Consider the following 21264-nt stretch of genomic DNA (forward strand, 5'->3'; position numbering starts at 1 on the left):
CTCCGACGCTACGTCGCGGCTTCGAGCCGAATGATCGGCTTGCCGCGGTTTCTGCCTTCATACAGGCCCGCCAATGCTGCCGGCGCCTGTTCCAGCCCAAGAAGAACATCCTCGTCGTAGACGAGGGCGCCGCTCAAGGCGAGGCGCGTCAGTTCGTCGGCGGCCTCTGGAAAGGCCGCGACATGATCGAAGATTATGAATCCCGCCCAATGCAGGCGACGTGTCAGCACCTCGCGTTCGGGACGCAAACCCGTCGGCGGCGGCGACCAGGACGCGATCGATGCCGTGCCGCACTGAATCATCCGCCCGCTCCTGCGCATCGATCGAATGGCCGCATCGGCGATTGCGCCACCGGTGTTGTCGAAGAAGATGTCGTTGCCGTCAGGGCACGCGCGGCGAATGGCCGCCGTCAGATCGTTCTCGCTGCGGTAGTCGATCATGTCGGCATAGCCGTACCGCTCCCGCGCAAGCGCCGCCTTCTCCGCCGAGCTGGTCAGACCGACTGCCCTGCACCCGGCAAGTCGGGCCAGTTGCCCGACGAAACTGCCGACGCTGCCGGCCGCCGTCGACACCAGCACATGTTCGCCCGGCTGCGGCCTGCCGAGACCGTTGAACGCGAGATAGGCCGTCAGGCCGTTTATGCCGAGCAGGCTGAGATTTGCGCTGAGCGGCAGCGCCGACGGCGTCACCCGCCGCAGGATCGCATCGGGCGTCGTCGTGCAATGTGACTGCCACCCGAACCATCCGTACAGGAAGTCGCCCTCTCCGATGCCGGGACTGCGGCTCTCGACGACCTCGCCGACCGCGAGCGCGCGCATCGGCGTATCGAGCGGCACAGGTGCGCTGTAGTTGCCTTCATCATTGGCCCATCCGCGTTGCGCCGGATCAACCGACAGATAATGGTTGCGCACGAGGATCTCGCCGTCCGCCGGGCGCCTGACCGGCTCGCGCACCAGCGCGAAATCCGCCAGCTGCGGCACTCCCCTCGGACGGGTAACGAGCCGCATCTGCAGGTTCACGGTCCGCGTCATCTCGCCTACCTCCCGGATATCGGGCCCGGGAAGGCTCTGCCTCCAAGACCCGTTTTATCGGTGTTATCGCTTGGCGTATTGCACGGCGGCGCGTCCGATGCGTTCGCGGGCGACAATCAGCTTCATGATGCCCGCGGTGCCGTCCCCGATCTCCAGCCCCATCACGTCGCGCATGCGTTGCTGATGCGGTGATTCCAGTGTCCAGCCGTAGTGGCCGAAGGTCAGCAGGCACTGATGGATGGTGTCGAAAGCGGTCTTCGGACCCATCCATTTCACCATCGCCGCCTCCGCGGTGTGAGGCTGCCCGGCATCGCGCAGCGCGATCGCGTGATAGGACAATTGCCGGATCGCGGCCAACTGGCTTTCATATTCGACGAGCGGAAACGTCACGCCCTGGTACTGGGCGATCGGCGCGTTGAAGGCGTTGCGCGTCTTCGTGTACTCCCAGGCTTCGTCAAGGGATGCCTGCGCGCAGCCGATGCATTCCAGCGCGATCAGCGCGCGACTATAGTCGAACCCGCGCATCACATGAGTAAAGCCCTGGTTCTCCGCGCCGAGACGGTCGGCCACGGGGACACGGACATTGTCGAAGAACACCGACCCCCGGCCGATGATCCGGCTTCCGACGTCGTTGAACCGCGTACGCGACAGACCCGGGCTGTCCGCCGAAACGACCATCGCCGTGATGCCGCCGGCGCCGCTTTCGGCCGTGCCGGTGCGCGCGAAGACGATGAAGGCGTCGGCGCAATCGGCGAAGGTGATCGAGGTCTTTTCACCGTTCAGGACGTAGTGATTGCCTTCGCGGCGGCAGCGCAATTTCATATTGCCCGCGTCCGACCCGCCGCCCGGCTCGGTGACGCAAATGCCGAGCAGCTTCTCGCCGCTGATCATGCGTGGCAGCCATTCCTGCACGAGATCCGGGGAACCGCTGTTGGCGAGGATGGCACCCAGCAGCGAGACGTTGACCTGCACGGTGCTGATGTTGAAATCGCCGTAGGCCAGCTCCTCGGCGATCACGCCCGCGGTAACGCCCGGTGCCGCCAGACCGCCGAACTCCTCGGGCAAATCAACTCCTAGCAGGCCGAGGTCACCCAGCTCCCTGACGAGATCGCGATCCATGACTGCCGCTCGTTCGCGGGCCTGATAGCTCGGAGCAAGCCGCTGCCGCGCGAAACGGCGTGCCAGGTCGCGAATTGCCAGTTGATCCTCATTGAGCAGCATTCGATCTGGTCCTTCCGGTCAACTCAACAGACTTCGATAGAAGAGCCGATTGCCCTAACGCGCCTCGAAAGTCGGCTTCCTCTTGCCGAGAACCGCCTGCATGGCATTCCACGCATCCTCGGTCCGAGTGATGCGCGCCATGGCCCTCGCCTCGTTCTCGAGCTGTCCTTCCAAGCCCTCGGTCTCGCTGCTGATCAGAAGGTTCTTGATCTCGCCATAGGCCAGCGTCGGGCCGGCCGCCAATAGCCTGGCCAGCGCCCACGCCTCGTCGTTGAGCGACTCAGCGGCAACGACCCGGTTGATCAATCCCGCCGCGGCGGCTTCGTCGGCCGAGAGCGTCTCGTTCAGCATCAGGAATTGCGACGCCCGCCGGCTGCCCATGCGCCGCGGCAGATAGTATGAGCCGCCGCTGTCGCTTACGATGCCGATCCCAGCGAAGGCTGCGTAGAACTTCGCCGCTGGCGATGCCAGCACGAAATCCGCGCCTGCGACCAGCGCCACAGCTCCGCCCGCGGCGAGGGCATGGACCGCCATGACGACAGGTGCGTTCATCCGCGCAAAGCGCGAAATCGCCATGTGCAGGTCGGCCGTTGCAGTCGACACGAAATTCGCCAGATGATGCCGGTCGCGCGCCAGCGAGTTGAGATCTCCCCCCACGCTGAAAAAGCGGCCCTTGGCATCGATGAGCACGGACCTGACGTCCGGATTGACCGTGCATTCCGTCGCAAGCCTGTTCAAATCCTCGGCGAACTGTCCGTCCAGCAGGTTGCCGCGCTCGGCTTGATTCAAGGTAATATGCGCAACGCCGTCCTTGATTGCGAACTCAAATGCGGTGAGCTTCATCGCTGCCTCCCCATACCCGACATCTTGCTTGTTTGGTAAACTACATTACCTTTTTCTCGCGCATCGTGCCAAGCTCTTTTTTCGCCGCGCAAAGCCATTGGGGCGACTGTGCAAAATGCAGCCGCAACCGGCGAACATTGCGACCCGATGTCAGGCTGGACAATTTGGTGTGCTAGTTTATCATAAGTCTCGGCAGACGGCGCATCGGTCGTCTTTCATCCCGGACCCTTGAGGGAGCATGGACCAGGCCGTGACGCGGCAGCAGGAAGATATTCAACGTCCGGCGGGACGCTCGGCGCAGACAGCACAACGTGGTCTCGCGCCGTTCGAGGATCCATTGGCCCTGCAGACTGCGATCGGCGATTTTCTTAGCAAGGACGCGGGGCGTCCCATCGTCATCGAGCGGCTTCAGAAATTTCCCGCCGGCTTTTCGTGGATCACCTACGGCGTCAAGCTGCGCGGGCATCCGCGCGCCGACGACATGATCCTGCGCATCGGTCCTCCCTACGGCCTTTTCGCGCCTTACAGCGCGATGCCGGAATTCCAATCGTTATCCGCGCTGGAGGGCAGCGGCGTGCCCGTGCCCCGGGCGTTCGCGGCCAGCGATGATCATTCCATCCTCGGCGCTCCGTTCTTCTTCTGTGAGCGCGTCGCCGGCGATACGCCGCTCCCCTGGGGCGGTGGCGATGGCGCCATGAATGATGCCCGTCGCGAGAGCCTCGCAGCGGACTTCATCGATTCCCTCGCCGCGCTCCACAATTTCGATTGGAGGCGCACCGAGCTGGAGCAGTGGGACCCTAGCATTACCGTGGACAACGCCGCCGATCGTCAACTGGACTTCTGGTGGGAGCGGTTCCAGCGCTGGGCCCTGCGCGCGCACCCGATGGCACATCGAACCTTCGCTTGGCTGCGCCGCAACAAGCCGCGGGCTCCCCGCGTCACCCTTGTCCATGGCGACTATCGGCTGGGAAACTTCCTGGAACAGGATCAGCGGATTTCCGCCATTCTCGATTGGGAACTGGTCCATCTCGGGGACCCGACCGAGGACCTTGGCTGGGCGTTTTTGCCGCAATATCGCGGCGGCACCCGCATGGTCTGCGCCCTCGCCGACGAGGACGCCTTCCTGACGCGCTACCAGGACAAAGTGGGCTACAAGATCGACCGCGCGGCGCTTCACTTCTATATCGTGTTCTCGCTGCTCAAGCTCGCCCTCACCCACATGGCGGCGGCGCGGTGCTTCGAGGATGGCCTGTTCAACGACATGCGGATGCCCGCGATGGCGACGCAAATCGGCCCGGTATTTCGCCAGATCGCCAAGATCATGGAGCGCAGCTCGTGAACAACTCGCTTCCCAGGCTGATCGACGGGATGATCGCCACCTTGCGGCGTGAAGTCCTTCCCAACCTCGAAGGGGAGTTCGCGCGCGGCCAGGCTATCGGCATCATCTACATGCTCAACAGCATCCAGCGCCGCGCCAGCTGGTCGAACCGCTTCTTCCAGGAGCAGCTGATCGCTTTCAGCAAGGCCAGCAAGGAACTTCAGGCCATGGCGGGCGAATTACCCGGCGCGCCTTTGCCGGGTGTCACGAACATCCCCGATCTGCCGGATGAAGGCGCGCTGGAGGCCAGGCGCAACGCCGGTGATGAGCAGCTCTGCCACATGATCGACTGGCTGGCCGAACGCCGCGACAGCCTGCCCGCCGGCGTCGTGGCTCAAGTGGAGACCATCCTGGACGACTATCTCCACCGCCAGCTCAAGTGGGACATCGAAACCAGCGCCAAACCGATGTTCACCGAGATTTCGCGGGGCCGCGAAGACTGAAGAGGAATACCCGCATGCTATCAGCTCAAGACGACTTTATCGGGCACCAGCTTCCCACGACGTTCGACCACGTCATGAACAGCGATCCGAGCTGGATGGAGCGCTACTGGTACACCGGTCACCCGAAGCCGGACGGCGATTTCATCTTCGATGTCGGGCTCGGCTGGCACCCGAACCGCAACGTGATGGACGGCTTCGCTGGCGTTACCGTCGACGGCCGGCAGCACAACTTCAGGGTCTCCCGCAGGATGCGGCCGAATCCGCTCACCACCTCGATCGGCCCCCTCCACATCCAGATCCTCGAAGGGCTGCGACGCCATCGCCTTCTGCTCGAGCCGAACGAGTCCAGCCTCGCGTTCGACATCGAATTCGTCGCCACAATGAACCCTCACGAGGAAGAAGAGCATTTCCGTCGTCGTAATGGCCGGGTTACGGAGCACATGGCGCGCGCCCAACAGCTCGGCGCCTACCGCGGCTGGATCGCGGTCGACGGCAAGCGCCGTGACATCGAGGCCGCGCGCTGGCTCGGTCAACGTGATCATTCCTGGGGAATTCGCGGCGAGATGCGCACCGACGAGACGAGCCCGCCCGTCACGTTCTATCCGCCTTTCTTCTACTGCTGGACGACGGCGCAATTCGCCAACCGCGGCCTGCACCTGTTCTTTAAGGAGCGCGCCCCCGGCGACCTCATCTACATCTCCGGCGAGGAGGTGACGACCATCGGCGAGCGGTCGAGGACGACGCGGAAATTGGCTGGAATCGCTCACGACGTCGTCTGGGCCAACGATCCTCACGGCCAAACGGTCGAGCGCGCCGTGTTCGACGCCGTGTTCTCGGATGGAACCCACCGGAAGGTGGAGGTCCGCACGTTGCCGGCACGCTACTTCCTCAAGGGGGGCTTGTACGGCGGCCTGCGCGGCTGGTTCCACGGCGACGACAAGGGCAAATTCTACTCGGAGCACGATGTCTGGACCCTAGCTGACCCGGACACGCGGCGGCTGGTGCGCACACTTTCCGACCACGTGATCGAAGTCGTCGATGGCGACGAGGTCGGATACGGCATCATCGAGTACGGCGTCGGCAAGGGCTACGAGAAGTACGCCGAGGTGCAGCAGCATCCGCCGATCTGACGGCGCGAACCAGCCAGCCGCAATCAAAGGATCAGGCAAAGCGGCTCCCCGCTCTGCCGTCTTCCATTCCGGGGCTCCCAGGGGCAGCGCAGAGCGCTACACTGCGGCAATCGCGCGCCGCGCCCGAGCGTAATCGTCGGCCAGCCATGCAATGAAGTCGGCAGCAGGTTCGACCCGTTTGACCGCGCCAATGCCCTGCCCCGCGCTCCAGATATCGCGCCAGGCTTTCCGATCGGATCCACCGCCCGAGATGTCAACTGCCCCGCGATCCGGGCGCCACAACGATGCGGGGTCCAGTCCGTTGGCTGTCACGGAGGGCAGCAAGAAGGACGCATTGGCCCCCGTGAAGCAATTGGCGATCACGACATCTTTGGCCGCGCAATCCACGATCATCTGCTTGAAAGCCGGCTCCGTGTTGGCCTCGGTCGAGGCCAGGAAGGGCGAACCGACATAGGCCAGATCCGCCCCGAGCGCCTCAGCTGCCAATATGGCGCTTCCCGTGGCGATACAGCCCGAGAGGATCAAGAGCCCGTGCCACCATTCGCGGATCTCCGCCATCAGCGCAAATGGAGACACATTGCCGGTGTGACCACCGGCGCCGGTCGCGACGGCGATGATGCCATCAACCCCGATATCTGCACATTTGCGCGCCTGGCGATCATTGATCACATCGTTGAGCACGATGCCGCCGTAGCCGTGAATGGCATCCACGATCTTCGCACTTGCCGCCAGCGCCAGAACCACGATCGGCACCCGATGCTTGATCGTCAGTTCCAGATCGGCGTCGAGCCTGTCATTCGACTTGTGCGCCACCAGATTGACCGCATAGGGAATCTGACATCCTTCCAGCCCCTGCTCGATCCGTGTCAGGTCATTGTCAAGCTCTGCGCTGGTGCGCGCATTCAGCGCCGGGATGGAGCCGATGATGCCAGAACGACATTGCGCGATCACAAGATCGGGGGTTGACGCGATGAACATCGGTGCAGCCATGACAGGGATCTTCAGGCCGCTGCGCAACCGCTTTGCGACATCCCGATTGGACTTCACGCTGCTTTTCTCCCGCGCGCGGGCTTCCACGTTCATCAGACGGGATCCCAAGTGAAGATGTCGGCCGAGCGATGCAGCGGATAGAGATCGTTCGCAAACATCGGAAACACTCGGTCGATCACCGTCTCCGGCGTCCACCCCTCTGCCGTGTGCGCGGTGCGGACGGGACGCGGCTGCGAGAACAGGTAGATCTCGTTGTTCCTGACCCCGAAGATCTGTCCGGTGACATGTGCCGCCGCATCGCTTGCGAGCGCGACCACGAACGGCGCGATCTTCTCCGGCACCAGCTTCTTCAGGCCGTCGACGCGCCGTTGCTGCTCCGGCGTATTGGTTGGAATGGAATCGATCATGCGGGTCCATGCGAATGGCGCGACGGCATTCGAACGGACGTTGAAGCGCTGCATGTCGAGAGCAATTGATTTCGACAGGCCGACGATGCCCAGCTTGGCCGCCGCGTAGTTGGCTTGCCCGAAATTGCCGACCAGCCCGGATGTCGACGTCATGTGAACGTAAGCACCTGAAGCCTGGGTCTTGAAGAACGGCGCCGCGGCGCGGCTGACGTGGAAGCTGCCCCGCAGATGAACGCTGATGACGGATTCGAACTCCTCCTCCGTCATCTTGTGAAACAGTCCATCGCGCAGATTCCCGGCATTGTTCACGACAGCATCGATCCGGCCGAACGTGTCGATCGCCATCTGCACCATGGATTGAGCGCCCTTCGCACTTGTGACGCTGTCCGTGTTGGCGACGGCCCGGCCCCCGGCCGCATTGATCTCGTCAGCCACCTCCTTGGCCGGCGTGCTCTCGCCGGCCTCGCCTGCAAGATTGACCCCGAGATCGTTGACCACCACGGCCGCCCCCGCTTTGGCGAACGCCAACGCGATGCCTCGTCCGACCCCACGGCCCGCGCCCGTGACCAGTGCGACCTTTCCGTCCATAATTCCCATAGTGTGCACCTCAATAGCTTTTTGGCAGGCCAAGAACCTTCTCGGCCACGAACGAGAGGATGAGCTGTTCGGTGATCGGCGCGAGCCGCGTGAGCGAGACCTCGCGATAGAGCCGCTCGACGTGATATTCCTTGGCATAGCCGAAGCCGCCATGGGTCATGACCGCCTGCCAGGCGGCGTCGTGCCCGGCGCGGGCGCCGAGGAACTTCGCCGAATTCGCTTCGGCTCCGCACGGCAGTCCCTGGTCGTAAAGCTCAGCCGCCTTGACCGCCATCAGCCACGCGGATTCGAGATACATCCAATTCTCGGCCAGCGGATGCTGGATGCTCTGGTTCTGCCCGATCGGCCGGTCGAACACGACGCGCTCCTGGGCATAGCGGGTCGCCCTGCGCAATGCATCCTGTCCGATCCCGATAGCCTCCGAGGCGATCAGCACGCGTTCCGGGTTGAGGCTATGAAGGATATACGAGAAGCCCTTGCCTTCCTCGCCGATCCTGTCCTCTTCGGGAATGAACAACCCGTCGATGAAGATCGCATTCGAATCCACGGCTTTGCGCGCCATCTTGGGAATGCGCTGGACATCGATCTTGCTGCGATCCAGATCCGTGTAGAAGATCGTGATGCCGTCGGTCGGCCGCGCACAATCCTCGTATTTCGTGGTGCGCGTCAGCAGCATGATCTTGTTGGCGACCTGTGCCGTCGACGTCCACACCTTCTGGCCACGCACGATGTAGCCGCCCTTGACCTTCTCGGCGAAAGTCTTGATCCGCGTCGTGTTCAACCCAGCGTCCGGCTCGGTGAAGCCGAAGCAGCACTGGTCCCTGCCGGCGATCAGCTGCGGTACCCAACGGGCCTTTTGCTCGGGCGTGCCTTTCACCACGATCGGGTGTGGTCCGAAGAGATTGATGTGAACGGTCGATGCCGCCGCCATCCCGCCGCCATGGCTCGCCACCTCATGCATCATGATGGCGGCTTCAGTGACACCAAGCCCGGATCCGCCGTACGCCTCGGGCATCGTAATGCCCAGCCAACCGGCCTCGGCCATGGCGCGATGGAATTCATGCGGGAACTTGCCGTCCTCGTCGCGTGCGAGCCAGTACTCGTCATCGAACCGGGTGACGACCGCGCGCACGCCCTCGCGGATCGCATTTCGTTCGTCGTCCGTCGGTAAGGGTCTCACTTCCGTCATGGGCATATGCTCTTCGCAAACCAGCTGAACCTAGAGAGAAGCCAGCGTCTTTCGCGCGGCCTTCAGGTGGGGAATGTCGTACATCTTGCCGTCGATCCCGAGCGTTCCGGCACCGGGATTGGCTTCGAACGCCGCGATAATCTTGCGCGCCTGCGCAATCTCGGCCTCGGACGGCGCAAAACACCGGTTGATCACAGGAACCTGGTCGGGGTGAATCGCCACGCGCCCGACGAAGCCGTCTCGTCGCGAGCGACGGCAATCGCGCTCGAGCCCTTCCGAATCCCTGAAGTCCGCAAACAGCGTATCGATCGGCGCGACCTCCGCTGCGGCCGCGGCGAACAGGCATTGCGTCCTTGCCACCTGATACGGCCAGGTCCAGCTCCCGTCGCTTTCCTTGTTGTCGGTCCCACCGATCACCGCAGACAGATCTTCTGCGCCCCAAGTCAGCGCCGCGAGCCGCGGGTGTGCTGGCGCGTAGGAGCCCAGCGCAAACATTGCCCGCGGGGTCTCGGTACAAACCACGGCAATCCGCACCGAACCGCGCTCCATGCCGGACCGCACTTCGAGGGCATCGAGGTAATAAGCGATGCGCTCGATGTCCGCGGCACCGTTGGCCTTTGGGATCAGCAGCCCGTCCAGCCCGGGTTTGACCACCGCGGCCATGTCGTCGAGCGTCAAGCCGGTATCGAGCGCGTTGACGCGTACGAAGAACGCCCAGTCACGGGACGCCTGGCCTTCGAGAAGCTGGCCCACATGACCTCGAGCCGCTGCCTTCTGGGGAGGCGCCACGGAGTCCTCGAGATCGAGGATCAGGGCGTCAGCGCCTGACTCCCGCCCGCGGGCAAATTTACGTTCGGAATCGCCGGGTACGAACAATAGTGAACGCAGCCTCATTGTCGGGGCACTCGCAACATGAGCGCGGCCCGCTTGCAGGTCGCAATGAGTTCGTTCCGCTGGTTATAGCCGCGATGCTCGAAGGTCACGATGCCCTGCTGAGGCCTCGACTTGCTGTCGCGCAGGGCGACCACCGTCGTCTCCGCGCGGATGGTGTCGCCGGCAAAGACAGGTTTCGGAAAGGCGACTTCCTCCCAGCCAAGATTGCCGACGGTCGTTCCCAGCGTAGTCTCCTGCACCGACAGGCCGACGACCAGGCCCAGGGTGAAGATCGAATTGATCAGTGGACGTCCGAATTCGGTGGTTTTCGCGTATTCGTGGTCGATGTGGATCGCCGCAGGATTGTGCGTCAACGTCGAGAACAGGATGTTGTCCATATCGGTAACCGTACGCCGCACCTCATGAACGAACTTCTGGCCGATTTCGAACTGCTCGAAATATTTCCCCGCCACTTGCGGTTCCTCCTAATGCAGGCGCCCGAGAATCGAGACCGCCGCGATGCTGTTGAAGGGAGCCCCTCCGAGATTGTGCACCAATCCGAGATCGACCGTGCCGCGCTGCCGATCTCCGGCGCGCCCAAGCAATTGGGTGTAGACCTCGTAAGCCATCCGGAGGCCGGAGGCGCCGACGGGGTGACCGAAACACTTGAGTCCGCCGTCAATCTGACAGGGCTGCACACCCTCGCGATCGAATCGACCATCCAGAATGTCGAATGGCGCCCGCCCCTCGTCGGAGAGATTCAGATCCTCCATCGTGACGAGCTCGGTGATCGAGAAGCAGTCATGCACCTCGGTGACCGATAGATCGCGCCGCGGCGCTTCGACGCCCGCTTCGGTATAAGCGCGCTTCGCAGCCTGCCGCGTGTTTGCGACGTAGCTTCCGTCCCATTCGCCATACTGGAGCTCCCAACCATGGCTGGCGCACAATTGGATTGCCTTGACGGTGACGGGATTGGCGATGCCCAGCCCCTTCGCGATGTCAGGCGTCGTCACGATGGCGCAGGCTGCGCCGTCCGACACGCCGCAGCAATCGAACAGCCCCAGCGGATCGGCGATCATCGGCGCCTTGAGGATGGTCTCCACGTCGACCGCCTTGCGCAGATGCGCCTTCGGGTTCAGGGCCGCGTTCTGGTGGCTCTTCCAGCTCACGTGAGCCATCGCCCGCTTTAGATCGGATTTGTCGATACCGTGACGCGCCGCATAGGCACCGGCCAACTGCGCGAATGATCCCGGCGCCGAGCCGTAGGGCATCCACAGATCGTTGGCGAGGCCCTTGGTCCGGAGCGGCAGCCCGCCATAGCCCGTGTCCTTGAGCTTCTCGACCCCGACCGCAAGCGCGATGTCGACCGCGCCGGCGGCTACGGCGTAGCTCGCCGCACGCAACGCTTCCGAGCCCGTGGCGCACATGTTCTCGACCCGCGACACGGGTATGCCGCGCAGGCGAAGCGCGTGCGCGAGCGGCAAGGCGCTGTTGCCGACGTTGATGTCATCGAGAGCGTTGCCCATCCAGGCAGCCTCGATCTGACTCTTCTCGATGCCGGCGTCGGCAATCGCCTCGACAAAGGCGTCGACCATCAGGTCCTCGGGGCCCTTGTTCCAGTGCTCCCCGAACGACGTGCAGCCCATGCCGATGACGGCGACCTTGTCCTTGATGCCCGTGGCCATATCTATCCCTCGATGCTGGGACGGTCCGCGGGAGCCGCCTTCCAGAAATACGTCCTGAACCCGCGCCGGGCGTCGCGCGACTTGATGCGCAACAGCGGCCGCACCGTGTCTCCGACCGAAAAGCCGCGGCCGTCCCCGTCCGTGAACTCCATCATCACGCGCGCACCGTTGTCGAACTGCACGAGCCCGAACCAGAATGGTGGATCAGGCGTGAAGTTGAGCCGGTCAGCGGTCACCGAGACGATCCTGGCAGTACAGTCCGCCAGTCGAACGTCCTCGAACTGTTCGGGAGCCGCAGCGTCCGGCCGTACCGGAAAGCGGCTCTTCGGAAACTGGACATTGCCCTCGGCGTCGCGGCCGCCGACGAAGCCGATCATGTCGCGGCCGTAACGCTCCAGCACCGTCGCCTGGGCCTTCTGCTCGAACTCGGATCGTACGCCCCAATCGAGCTGGACGGCCCCCGTCAAGCTCAGGAAGCGCATGTAGTCATCGAATGCCACCCCTTCGCTCAGCAGCGCCGCCGCTTCGCGCGCGCCCGGCATCTCGCCCGTGAGCTGGAACACCATCGCATCGCAACCACTGCCGAACCCGGCCAGCAGGACGAGATCTCCCTCGCGCGCGCCCGCGCAAGCCACGGCAAACGCGAACAGCGCGTGCGCCGCTCCGAGATCACCCACGGCTTGCGCCAGATCAGCCGCGGCATTCGGAGCAGTCACCCCCGTCAACCGCGAAATCTCGCGCCAGCATCCTGCGAGCGGCTCGTGCACCGCTGCGCGCGCGATCTCCGAGGGCGCGACCCCCGCCGCAGCGCAGGCGGCCTCGATCGTCGGCGCGATCACTTTCCCAATTGCGGTATCGCGGACGAATCGCTCCTCATACGCGTACGATTGCGGACGTTCGCGGGACGCGTAGATATCAACGAGGTCATACGACAGGCTCGCGTGACCGAGCAATTGCGCGGCGCCGCGGTTGGAAACGAAAGCGGCCGCTCCCCCATCGCCGTCGGACAAATGCTGCACGCTCCCGGCCATCGCCGGTCGCTTCTCCCCGGCTGCGATGAGCGTATCGCCGTTCCCCAGCAAGGCATCGCGAAGCGCCGAAACCGCACATCGGCGCGAGCCGGCCACGTCGCCCGTGCGTACGGCTGGATCCAGCGCGAGAGCGTCGACGAGCAGAGTCGCCTGCGATCGCTCGATAAACGGCGCGGAGGTCGATGCGAAAATCACGGCCTGAGGCCGCGGCAATCCACGCGCCGCCTCGACGGCGAGCGTCAACGCGTCTTCGTCCCACCCGGCAACGGCACGCCGACCGGACGGCCTGCCGCCCAATCCCGAAAATTTGAGAGCTTTACCGGCAGCGGCGCGCTCCAGCCGCAGCAGCGGGGCATAAGCTCCAACTGCGGCAACGAAGCGCCCAGTCCGAGATTGACTTGGCGTAGTGGGCAATTTCCGTCCCTCGTTGGTAGGCGCGCAACTTGACAGCAATGCCCAATCTTGTAAATAGGTTTACGAATTTTTCGGGCCAACGTCAAAAAAGGCCATGAATGGAGGCTTTGCCCTATTATGAGCATAGATATCTTTCGGCCGGATGCGTTGGCGGGGAAGTCGATCCTGGTTACCGGCGGGGGCAGCGGTCTCGGCAAGGAGATCAGCAAGGCGCTGGCGGACCGGGGAGCCACCGTTCACATCTGCGGGCGACGCGCCCAGGTGCTGGAAGCCGCGGCCCGCGAGATCGCGTCTTCGGACAAGGCAAAGGTTTACACGCACGTTTGCGACATCCGCGATGCCGACCAGGTCGACCAGACGATGGAGGCCATCTGGAGCGTCGGCCCCCTCACCGGTCTCCTCAACAACGCTGCCGCCAATTTCATCGCACCGACCAAGGAACTCAGCCCGCGCGGATTTCGCGCCGTCACCTCCACCGTCATGGACGGCAGCTTCCACGTCACCTTGGCGGCCGGCAAGCGATGGATCGCAGGCGGCCTCAAAGGCTCCGTGGTCAGCAATCTCGTAACCTGGGTCTGGACCGGATCGGCCTTCGTCGTTCCCTCCGCAATGGCGAAAACCGCGTTGCACGCGATGACGATGTCCCTTGCGGTGGAATGGGGCCCTTACGGCATCCGGCTCAACGCCACCGCGCCGGGACCGTTTCCAACCGAGAGCGCCTGGGAAAAGCTCAATCCGTTACCTGACACCAAATCCAGCGCGACCAGTGCCGATACCGTTCCGATGCGCCGGTTCGGCCAGATGCGCGAACTGCAAAGCCTCATCATCTTTCTGATGTCGGACGCCTGCGAATACCTGACCGGGCAAACAATCGCGATCGATGGCGGTCAACATCTCGCCGGACCTGGGACGTTCGCCGACCTGTCGGTGCTCACCGACGAGCAGTGGAAGGCCGCGCGTGATGCGATCGTCAAGTCGACCGAGCGCGACAAGTCACAACGGGCCTAAGACAGAGACAGGCAGGCGGGCAGAGCACCAATGATCGAGCGCTCCATTTTTCGCGAAGAACATGAGATCTGGCGCGCGACGGTTCGTCGTTTCGTCGAGAAGGAGATCGTGCCGTTCCACGCCAAGTGGGAGGAAGACGGCATCGTACCTCGGGACCTCTGGCTGAAGGCTGGCGCGGCTGGCCTCCTCTGCTGCACGGTGCCTGAAGAGTTCGGCGGCGCCGGCCTCGACTACCTATTCGACGTCGTCGTGTTCGAGGAATTGTGGCGCGTCGGGGCGAGCGGTCCCGGCTTCCTCATCCATACCGATCTCGTCGCGACCTACATCCTCTCGTTCGGCACCGACGAACAGAAGCGCCACTGGCTGCCCAAGATGGTCCGAGGCGAAGCCATCGGTTCATTGGGCATGACCGAGCCGCACGCTGGCAGCGATCTTAAGGCGGTCCGTACCCAGGCCGTACGTGACGGCAACGAGTACGTGATCAACGGCCAGAAAGTCTTCATTTCCAACGGCCAACTCTGCGACGTGATCGTCCTGGCAACCAAGACCGATACGTCCGCCGGCGCGAACGGGATTACGCTGTTCCTCGTGGAATCGAATCGCGAGGGCTTCCAGCGCGGACGCAATCTCGAAAAGCTCGGCATGAAAGCCCAGGACACGTCCGAGCTATTCTTCGACAACGTTCGGGTTCCCCCGGCCAACATGCTCGGCTCGGAAGGCCGCGGCTTTCAGCACATGATGACCAAGCTGGCGCAGGAACGACTCGCCCAGGCGATCCGCTCCGCAACGGTCACCGAAACCGTGATCGGATGGACGGTCGACTACACGACCGAACGCAAGGCATTCGGCCAGACCATCGCCGATTTCCAAAACACCCAGTTCGTTCTCGCCGATCTGAAGGCCCGGGCCACCATGGCCAGGGTGTTCACCGACCGATGCATCGACCTGTTCATCTCTGGAAAGCTGGACGCCGTGGACGCCGCCATGGCCAAGATGGTCACGTCGGAGCTGCACTGCGAGACGGTCGACAAATGCCTGCAGCTTTTCGGCGGATGGGGCTATATGTGGGAATATCCGATTTGCCGGGCTTATGCCGACGCACGCGTCGTCAAGATCGCCGGCGGATCGATCGAGGTGATGAAGACCATCATCGCGAGGGAAATGTTCAAGGACCGCCCAAAATCGAGGGCACGGCGCGAATGACGACGGAATCGCGCGCCGCCCCGGAACTCGACCAAGGGCGGTCGCATCCGTAAGGACCTTCGATGGCTAGAGATCTCAATTCAAGTCTCCGCTTCGGCTTCCTCATTCACGACGTCTCGCGTCTGCGACGGGTCGTCGTCGACAGGTCGCTGAAGCCACTCGGCATCACCCGTTCTCAATGGTGGGTGCTCGCCTTCCTTTCGCGGCGTGATGGCATGACGCAAACTGCCCTTGCAGCAGATCTTGATCTGACAAAAGTGGCGATCGGCGGTCTGCTCGATCGCATGGAAGCTGCTGGCTTCATCGAACGTCGCGCCGACCGAAATGATGGGCGCGCCCGACGCGTGTATCTGACCCGCGCCGGCGCAAAGATGGTCAACACTATTCGCGAACACGTCGAGGCGGTCGAGCTTGAAATTCTTAGCCGCGTACCCGAGGAGCAACTGAATCAGGCGGCGGATACGCTGCGCACGCTCAAGGATACGCTGCTCGAGATGCTGGGCGGTGAAGCCGAAGAGGCCGAAGGCGCCGAATTGGACCTCATGGGATGAAACACGGAGACTTACGATGCGTGGATTGAAGGACAAGGTAGCGATCGTCACGGGCGGCGGACAAGGCATAGGCCGCGCGCTGAGCCTTCGCCTGGCGCAGGAAGGATGTAAGGTCGCCATTTTCGACCTCAAGCCCGAAACCGGCGCCGAGACCGCCAAGCTGGCGGGTGCTGGCACCACCGTCAAGACTTACGAGCTCGACGTCGGCGATTACGCGGCGGTCAAGGATGCGGTGGGCAAGGTTGAAGCCGAACTCGGTCCGATCTGGGCCCTCGTCAACAACGCCGGCTGGGACAAGCCGATGCCCTTCCTCGCGACTGACCAGGCGCTCTGGGACAAGATCATTCGCATCAACATGCTTGGCCCGCTCAATACCCACCACGTCGTTGCGCCGCTCATGGTCGAACGTCGGGCCGGGCGCATCATCAACATCGCGTCGGATGCGGCCCGCGTCGGCACCAGCAACGAGGCCGTCTACTCGGCCTGCAAAGGCGGCCTGATCAGCTTCACCAAATCGGTGGCGCGCGAGCTCGCCAGCAAGGGCGTCCTCCTCAACGCGGTCTGCCCCGGCCCGACCAATACGCCGATGATGGCGGCCGTTCTCGGCGAAGGCGAGCAGGCGGTGAAGTGGAAGGACGCGATGGTTCGCGGCATCCCGCTCAAGCGGATGGGTGAGCCGGAGGATTACGCGGGTATCGTCGCATTTCTCGCCTCCGATGACGCTGGCTTCATGACCGGACAGACCATCTCCGTCGCCGGCGGCATGAACATGATCTGACCGCGACCGCGGTCCTTCCCATTAAGACTTTCGACCCAGCAGCGCGCCTCTTCGTGCGCGCAAGAGAGGAAACCATGACCAATCTGCCGACATTCGAAGACATCATCTACGAAAAGCGCGACCGCGCCGCCTGGGTCATCATCAATCGCCCCAAGCTCTACAACGCCTTCCGCGCCAAGACGATCGACGAGCTCATCCGCGCGTTCCAGATTGCCGGCGACGACAAGGGCGTATCGAGCATCGTTCTGACGGGCGCGGGCGACAAGGCCTTCTGCACGGGTGGCGATCAAAGCGCGCATGAAGGGCAGTATGACGGCCGCGGCATCGTCGGTCTTCCCATCGACGAGTTCCAGTCGATCATCCGCGACGTGCCGAAGCCGGTGATCGCTCGCGTGAACGGCTTCGCCATCGGCGGCGGCAACGTTTTCGCAACCCTGTGCGATCTCACCATCGCGGCGGACACTGCCATTTTTGGCCAGGTCGGGCCGAAGGTCGGATCGGTCGATCCGGGTTGGGGCACCGCCCTGCTTGCCCGGCACGTCGGCGACAAACGCGCCCGTGAGATCTGGTATCTGAACGAGCGCTATAGCGGGCAGCAAGCCTACGAGATGGGCCTGGTCAACAAGGTCGTCCCGGCCGTCGAACTCGACGCGGCCGTCAAGGTCTGGACGGACACGCTTGCGGAGCGGTCACCCACTGCGCTCGCTCTTGCCAAACGGTCGTTCAATGCCGACAGCGAGAACATCCGCGGCATCAGCATGGCTTCGCTGTACTCCGTGAAACTGTTCTACGAGACCGAGGAATCGAAGGAAGGCGTCCGCGCGTTCAACGAGAAGCGCAAGCCCGACTTCCACAAATACGCGAAGTGATCGACTGGAGAGCGAACGTGGCGCCTCGCCGCATTGAGCCCACCTCGCTCGCCTCCGTCCTGCCCCCGGACGGGCGCACCCTCGTGGTCGCCTGTTCCGGAGAATCCCTTCTTCTCGCCGACGCGGTCATGCGCGCCGGCGAGGCCCTCGGGGCCATGACGTTCACCGGCATCTTTGTCCCCGGTTTGAACACCCGGACATATCTCGCCAATCCGCGCTGCCGGGTCGAGACATTCTTCATGACGCCCGAGCTTAGGGTTGCCGGCGGCGCGGTGTCATTCTTTCCTCTTTGCTATGGCGACATCCTCGCGCGCTTGCGGACCGTGCAGATAGACGCTGCGCTGTTCATGGTCGCTCCGCCCGATGACAACGGCATGTGCAGTTTCGGTCCCATCGCGGATTTCCTTGCGGACATCTGGCCTCGCATTCCCGTTCGGATTGCGCACATCAATCCGCTGATGCCGAGAACGCATGGCCATCACGGCATTCCTGTCTCTGCGCTGACCGCGGTGATCGAGGCAGAACAGCGGCTGCTCGGCTTCAGCGAGGGGACGCCTGACCCGGTTGCCCAAACCATCGCCAGCCATGTCGCTGGATTTATTCCGAACGGCGGGACCGTACAGACAGGACTCGGAAAGATCCCGACCGCTGTCCTGCGCGCTTTGACCCGCCACCGCGACATCAGAATCCATTCTGGACTGATCGGAGATGCCGTCCTCGATCTCGCCGACGCAGGAGCCCTCGTCTCCGGCTGTGCTGTGACCGGCGGCGTCGCCATCGGCTCGCAACGGCTCTATTCCGCCGTCTCAAGCCCCACCTTCGCGTTCACGCCCGTCTCCAACACCCATGGTCCGAGGGTCGTCGCCGACATTGATCGGTTCGTCGCGGTCAATTCCGCGATCGAAGTCGACCTGTTCGGCCAGGTCTATGCCGAGATGACGGCTCAAGGCCTCACTTCGGGGCCGGGCGGCGCTTCGGACTTCGCGCGCGGCGCCTGGTGCGGCGGTGGCCTACGCATCATCGCACTTCCGGCGACTGCCGCTGGTGGCACCATCAGCCGTATCGTCGGACCGAATGGCGGTGCCGGCCCCGTATCGCTCGGACGCATGGACACCGACATCATCGTCACCGAGAACGGCGCGGCCGACCTCCGTGGACTCTCTCATCGCGGCCGGGCCGAAGCCCTCATCAAGATTGCCGCCGGACATCACCGCCAGACTTTGGCCAACAGCTGGACCGCCTTCGAGTCCAGATTCTAAGTGGGAGGATACACATCATGGCGAAGAACAAAGTCATCATCAGTTGCGCCATCACCGGCTCCATCCATACGCCGTCGATGTCGCCGCATCTGCCGGTGACCGCAGAACAGATCGCGAGCTCAGCCCTCGAGGCGGCCGACGCCGGCGCCGCCATCGTCCATCTGCATGCCCGCAATCCCGAGGACGGCCGGCCAGATCAGAGCCCCGAAGCGTTTGAGCCGTTTCTGCGAGTCATCAAGCAGTCGTCGAACGTGGTCGTGAACCTCACGACGGGCGGCTCGCCGTACATGACCGTCGAGGAACGCGTTCGTCCCGCGGCCAAGTGGCGGCCTGAGGTTGCTTCTTTGAATATGGGCTCGATGAATTTCGGGCTCTTCCCGATGCTGAAGCGCTACAAGGAGTTCAAGCACGACTGGGAGCCGGCCATGCTTGAAGGCTCCCACGATCTGGTCTTCCGAAACAGCTTCAAGGACATTCGCTATGCGCTTGAAACGTTGAACGCGACCGGAGCGCGCTACGAGTTCGAGTGTTACGACACCAGCCATCTCTACAATCTGCATTACTTCTTCGCCGAGGGTCTGGTTCAGGCGCCCTTGTTCATCCAGACCTGCTTCGGCCTGCTCGGCGGCATCGGCGCGCATCCCGACGACGTCATGCACATGAAGCGTACGGCCGACCGTCTGTTCGGAAACTCCTACCGCTGGTCCGTGCTTGGCGCAGGTCGCAATCAGATGCCCGTCGCGGCCATGGCTGCGTCCATGGGCGGGCACGTCCGTGTCGGCCTCGAAGACAGCTTGTGGGTCGGCGCCGGTCAGCTCGCGACCTCGAATGCGGCGCAGGTGCGTCAGGTTCGCAAGATCATCGAAGGCCTTGGCCTGGAAGCGGCGACCGCCGACGAGGCTCGGGAGATCCTCTCGCTCAAGGGTGGCGACCGGGTCGGATTTTGATCGCCCCGTACGCCTCGCTCCCCTCAAGAAGGACAAGGAATACTCCATGACGCTGGCTCCGCCCGAGCTCGAACAGTTCCGGCTCGAATTGAAAGACAGCGGCCTCGCTCACTTCATATTCGACGCGCCCGGCCGCACGATGAACGTGTTTTCGGAAGCCGCCATCGTCGAGCTCGGCGCATTCGCCCGCTGGCTCGCGCAGAGCGACGTACGAGGCGTCGTCGTTCGATCCGGCAAGAGCAGCGCATTCTGCGCCGGCGCCGATCTCACCGAACTCGGCGTCGCCTACGACATGATCATGGCGAAGCCTGCTCACGCTCGGTTCAATGCGGCTTACGATCATTTCTTCCGCCTGAGCCTGGCCATCCGCGCCTTGGAAAGCTGTGGCAAGCCCGTCGCGTCCGCAATCGCGGGGCTCGCCCTCGGCGGTGGCTGCGAGCTCGCGCTCGGAACGCACTACCGCGTGCTGACCAACGATCCGCGGGCCGCGCTCGGCCTGCCTGAATCCCTGGTCGGCCTGTTGCCGGGCGGAGGCGGTACTCAGCGCCTGCCACGGCTGATCGGCGTCGAACGCGCTCTCCCGGTGCTTCTGGAGGGCGCAAGGCTCTCAGGCACTGCAGCTCTGGAAGGTGGGCTGGTCGACGCGCTCGTCGCCCCTGGCGAGGAAGTGGCGGCCGCGGAATCGTGGCTGCTCTCGACGCCGACCGCTCAGCAACCGTGGGATCGCGCGGATTGGAAGGATCCGTTGCCGCTCGAGGTGAGCAAGCTTCTCGGCCCCGTCCGCGAGCGCGTGCTTGCGGAAACGCTCGGGCACTATCCAGCGCCCCTTGCGATCCTCGATTGCGTCGAGTTCGGCCTGCCGCAATGTTTTGATGGCGCCATTCGCAGCGAAATGGCGATCTTCTCCCATCTGATCCAACGAGCCGAAGCTCGCAACATGATCCAGACCCTTTTCCTCGGTCGAACCGATCATGATAGGATGGCAAAGTCCGGCGAACGACCTGCCTTCATCGCAGATTTCGTCACCACGATGAAATCGGTGCTTGAGGAGGCAAGCCCCAGCGACGAACTCCTCGCAACGCTCGGTTTCACGCGTCCCGGTTTGCCGAGCGTGCCGGCGCTTCGGCGCAGTGCAGGCGCGGGCTATTGGCTGGACCAATCGGATCCGGATCCTCGGCGCCTGCCCGCGCTGGCACTGATGCAGCGCCTGAGCCAGGCGGTCCTCCCGCTGACATTCGATTTGACCGCTGAGCAGCTTCGCATGGCCGACTACGCCGTCGTACGCGAGCTCGGTTATCCCGCCTATCTGGGCGGCCCTGCTGCTTTCGGCCAACGCGAGTCGTCCGCGCCCTGACGATCGCTCAAGGACCGCTGATCCAACGCCTCGAGCGTCGTCAGCACGGCGCGAAGCACTAAG

Annotated in this window: 21 protein-coding genes; 11 read left to right on the forward strand and 10 right to left on the reverse strand. The window is 63.5% G+C overall.

Annotated features, from left to right (window positions below):
* Nucleotides 1–8: 8 nt before the first annotated feature.
* The 3 genes from ACSHT2_RS06310 to ACSHT2_RS06320 all read right to left on the reverse strand — a co-directional run bounded on the left by ACSHT2_RS06310 (nucleotide 9) and on the right by ACSHT2_RS06320 (nucleotide 3095).
* Nucleotides 9–1031, reverse strand: a complete 1023-nt coding sequence (locus ACSHT2_RS06310) for an NADP-dependent oxidoreductase (RefSeq protein WP_440640826.1) — start codon at nucleotides 1029–1031, stop codon at nucleotides 9–11.
* Nucleotides 1032–1094: 63 nt separating this feature from the next.
* On the reverse strand, nucleotides 1095–2252 hold the full coding sequence (locus tag ACSHT2_RS06315) for an acyl-CoA dehydrogenase family protein (protein WP_440640827.1): 1158 nt from the start codon (nucleotides 2250–2252) through the stop codon (nucleotides 1095–1097).
* A gap of 54 nt (nucleotides 2253–2306) precedes the next feature.
* Complete coding sequence (locus ACSHT2_RS06320; protein WP_440640828.1) at nucleotides 2307–3095, reverse strand: enoyl-CoA hydratase/isomerase family protein; 789 nt, start codon at nucleotides 3093–3095, stop codon at nucleotides 2307–2309.
* Between the two features lie 238 nt (nucleotides 3096–3333).
* Here ACSHT2_RS06320 and ACSHT2_RS06325 point away from each other — a divergent pair, with 238 nt between their 5' ends.
* Genes ACSHT2_RS06325 through ACSHT2_RS06335 form a run of 3 tightly spaced genes read left to right on the forward strand, consistent with a single transcriptional unit; the run spans nucleotide 3334 to nucleotide 6046 of the window.
* Complete coding sequence (locus tag ACSHT2_RS06325; protein ID WP_440640829.1) at nucleotides 3334–4434, forward strand: phosphotransferase family protein; 1101 nt, start codon at nucleotides 3334–3336, stop codon at nucleotides 4432–4434.
* On the forward strand, nucleotides 4431–4916 hold the full coding sequence (locus tag ACSHT2_RS06330; protein WP_440640830.1) for a hypothetical protein: 486 nt from the start codon (nucleotides 4431–4433) through the stop codon (nucleotides 4914–4916). The genes ACSHT2_RS06325 and ACSHT2_RS06330 overlap by 4 nt, the downstream gene beginning before the upstream one ends.
* 14 nt (nucleotides 4917–4930) lie before the next feature.
* Entirely contained in the window at nucleotides 4931–6046 is a 1116-nt protein-coding gene (locus ACSHT2_RS06335) for a hypothetical protein (protein WP_440640831.1), read from the forward strand.
* 96 nt (nucleotides 6047–6142) lie between these two features.
* Here ACSHT2_RS06335 and ACSHT2_RS06340 read toward each other — a convergent pair whose 3' ends face one another.
* From ACSHT2_RS06340 to ACSHT2_RS06370, 7 genes are read right to left on the reverse strand one after another with little or no spacing between them, the layout of a single operon-like run.
* Complete coding sequence (locus ACSHT2_RS06340; RefSeq protein ID WP_082822012.1) at nucleotides 6143–7129, reverse strand: NAD(P)H-dependent flavin oxidoreductase; 987 nt, start codon at nucleotides 7127–7129, stop codon at nucleotides 6143–6145.
* Entirely contained in the window at nucleotides 7129–8040 is a 912-nt protein-coding gene (locus tag ACSHT2_RS06345) for an SDR family oxidoreductase (RefSeq protein ID WP_197968779.1), read from the reverse strand. Before ACSHT2_RS06345 ends, ACSHT2_RS06340 begins: the two co-directional genes overlap by 1 nt.
* A gap of 10 nt (nucleotides 8041–8050) precedes the next feature.
* Nucleotides 8051–9229, reverse strand: a complete 1179-nt coding sequence (locus tag ACSHT2_RS06350; protein ID WP_440640832.1) for an acyl-CoA dehydrogenase family protein — start codon at nucleotides 9227–9229, stop codon at nucleotides 8051–8053.
* 30 nt (nucleotides 9230–9259) lie between these two features.
* Nucleotides 9260–10117 carry an HpcH/HpaI aldolase/citrate lyase family protein gene (locus ACSHT2_RS06355; protein WP_440642783.1) on the reverse strand — a complete coding sequence of 286 codons (858 nt, stop codon included), beginning with the start codon at nucleotides 10115–10117 and terminating at the stop codon, nucleotides 9260–9262.
* 2 nt (nucleotides 10118–10119) lie between these two features.
* Nucleotides 10120–10575 (reverse strand): MaoC family dehydratase, encoded by a 456-nt coding sequence (locus ACSHT2_RS06360; protein WP_440640833.1) that lies wholly within the window; start codon nucleotides 10573–10575, stop codon nucleotides 10120–10122.
* A gap of 12 nt (nucleotides 10576–10587) precedes the next feature.
* Nucleotides 10588–11787 (reverse strand): acetyl-CoA acetyltransferase, encoded by a 1200-nt coding sequence (locus tag ACSHT2_RS06365; protein ID WP_440640834.1) that lies wholly within the window; start codon nucleotides 11785–11787, stop codon nucleotides 10588–10590.
* A 2-nt stretch (nucleotides 11788–11789) separates the two neighbouring features.
* A complete protein-coding gene (locus ACSHT2_RS06370) occupies nucleotides 11790–13061 on the reverse strand; it encodes a hypothetical protein (RefSeq protein WP_440640835.1) in 1272 nt (423 codons plus the stop codon).
* A gap of 288 nt (nucleotides 13062–13349) precedes the next feature.
* On the opposite strand from ACSHT2_RS06370, the gene ACSHT2_RS06375 reads away from it, so the two are divergent.
* From ACSHT2_RS06375 to ACSHT2_RS06410, 8 genes are all read left to right on the forward strand, one after another.
* Nucleotides 13350–14240, forward strand: coding sequence for an SDR family oxidoreductase (locus ACSHT2_RS06375; RefSeq protein ID WP_440640836.1), 891 nt, complete (start codon nucleotides 13350–13352; stop codon nucleotides 14238–14240).
* 30 nt (nucleotides 14241–14270) lie between these two features.
* Nucleotides 14271–15443, forward strand: a complete 1173-nt coding sequence (locus ACSHT2_RS06380; RefSeq protein ID WP_061879097.1) for an acyl-CoA dehydrogenase family protein — start codon at nucleotides 14271–14273, stop codon at nucleotides 15441–15443.
* A gap of 62 nt (nucleotides 15444–15505) precedes the next feature.
* Nucleotides 15506–15994, forward strand: a complete 489-nt coding sequence (locus ACSHT2_RS06385; RefSeq protein ID WP_440640837.1) for a MarR family winged helix-turn-helix transcriptional regulator — start codon at nucleotides 15506–15508, stop codon at nucleotides 15992–15994.
* 16 nt (nucleotides 15995–16010) lie between these two features.
* Nucleotides 16011–16772 carry an SDR family oxidoreductase gene (locus ACSHT2_RS06390; RefSeq protein WP_440640838.1) on the forward strand — a complete coding sequence of 254 codons (762 nt, stop codon included), beginning with the start codon at nucleotides 16011–16013 and terminating at the stop codon, nucleotides 16770–16772.
* 74 nt (nucleotides 16773–16846) lie between these two features.
* Nucleotides 16847–17641: an enoyl-CoA hydratase-related protein gene (locus tag ACSHT2_RS06395; protein ID WP_440640839.1), complete on the forward strand. Its 795-nt coding sequence runs from the start codon at nucleotides 16847–16849 to the stop codon at nucleotides 17639–17641.
* A gap of 17 nt (nucleotides 17642–17658) precedes the next feature.
* Nucleotides 17659–18900: an acetyl-CoA hydrolase/transferase family protein gene (locus tag ACSHT2_RS06400; RefSeq protein ID WP_440640840.1), complete on the forward strand. Its 1242-nt coding sequence runs from the start codon at nucleotides 17659–17661 to the stop codon at nucleotides 18898–18900.
* 17 nt (nucleotides 18901–18917) lie between these two features.
* Entirely contained in the window at nucleotides 18918–19847 is a 930-nt protein-coding gene (locus ACSHT2_RS06405; protein WP_440640841.1) for a 3-keto-5-aminohexanoate cleavage protein, read from the forward strand.
* Nucleotides 19848–19986: 139 nt separating this feature from the next.
* Complete coding sequence (locus ACSHT2_RS06410) at nucleotides 19987–21201, forward strand: enoyl-CoA hydratase-related protein (protein ID WP_440642784.1); 1215 nt, start codon at nucleotides 19987–19989, stop codon at nucleotides 21199–21201.
* Nucleotides 21202–21264 lie beyond the last annotated feature (63 nt).

Source organism: Bradyrhizobium sp. PUT101 (assembly GCF_052043945.1).
In the GTDB taxonomy this organism is placed as follows: domain Bacteria; phylum Pseudomonadota; class Alphaproteobacteria; order Rhizobiales; family Xanthobacteraceae; genus Bradyrhizobium.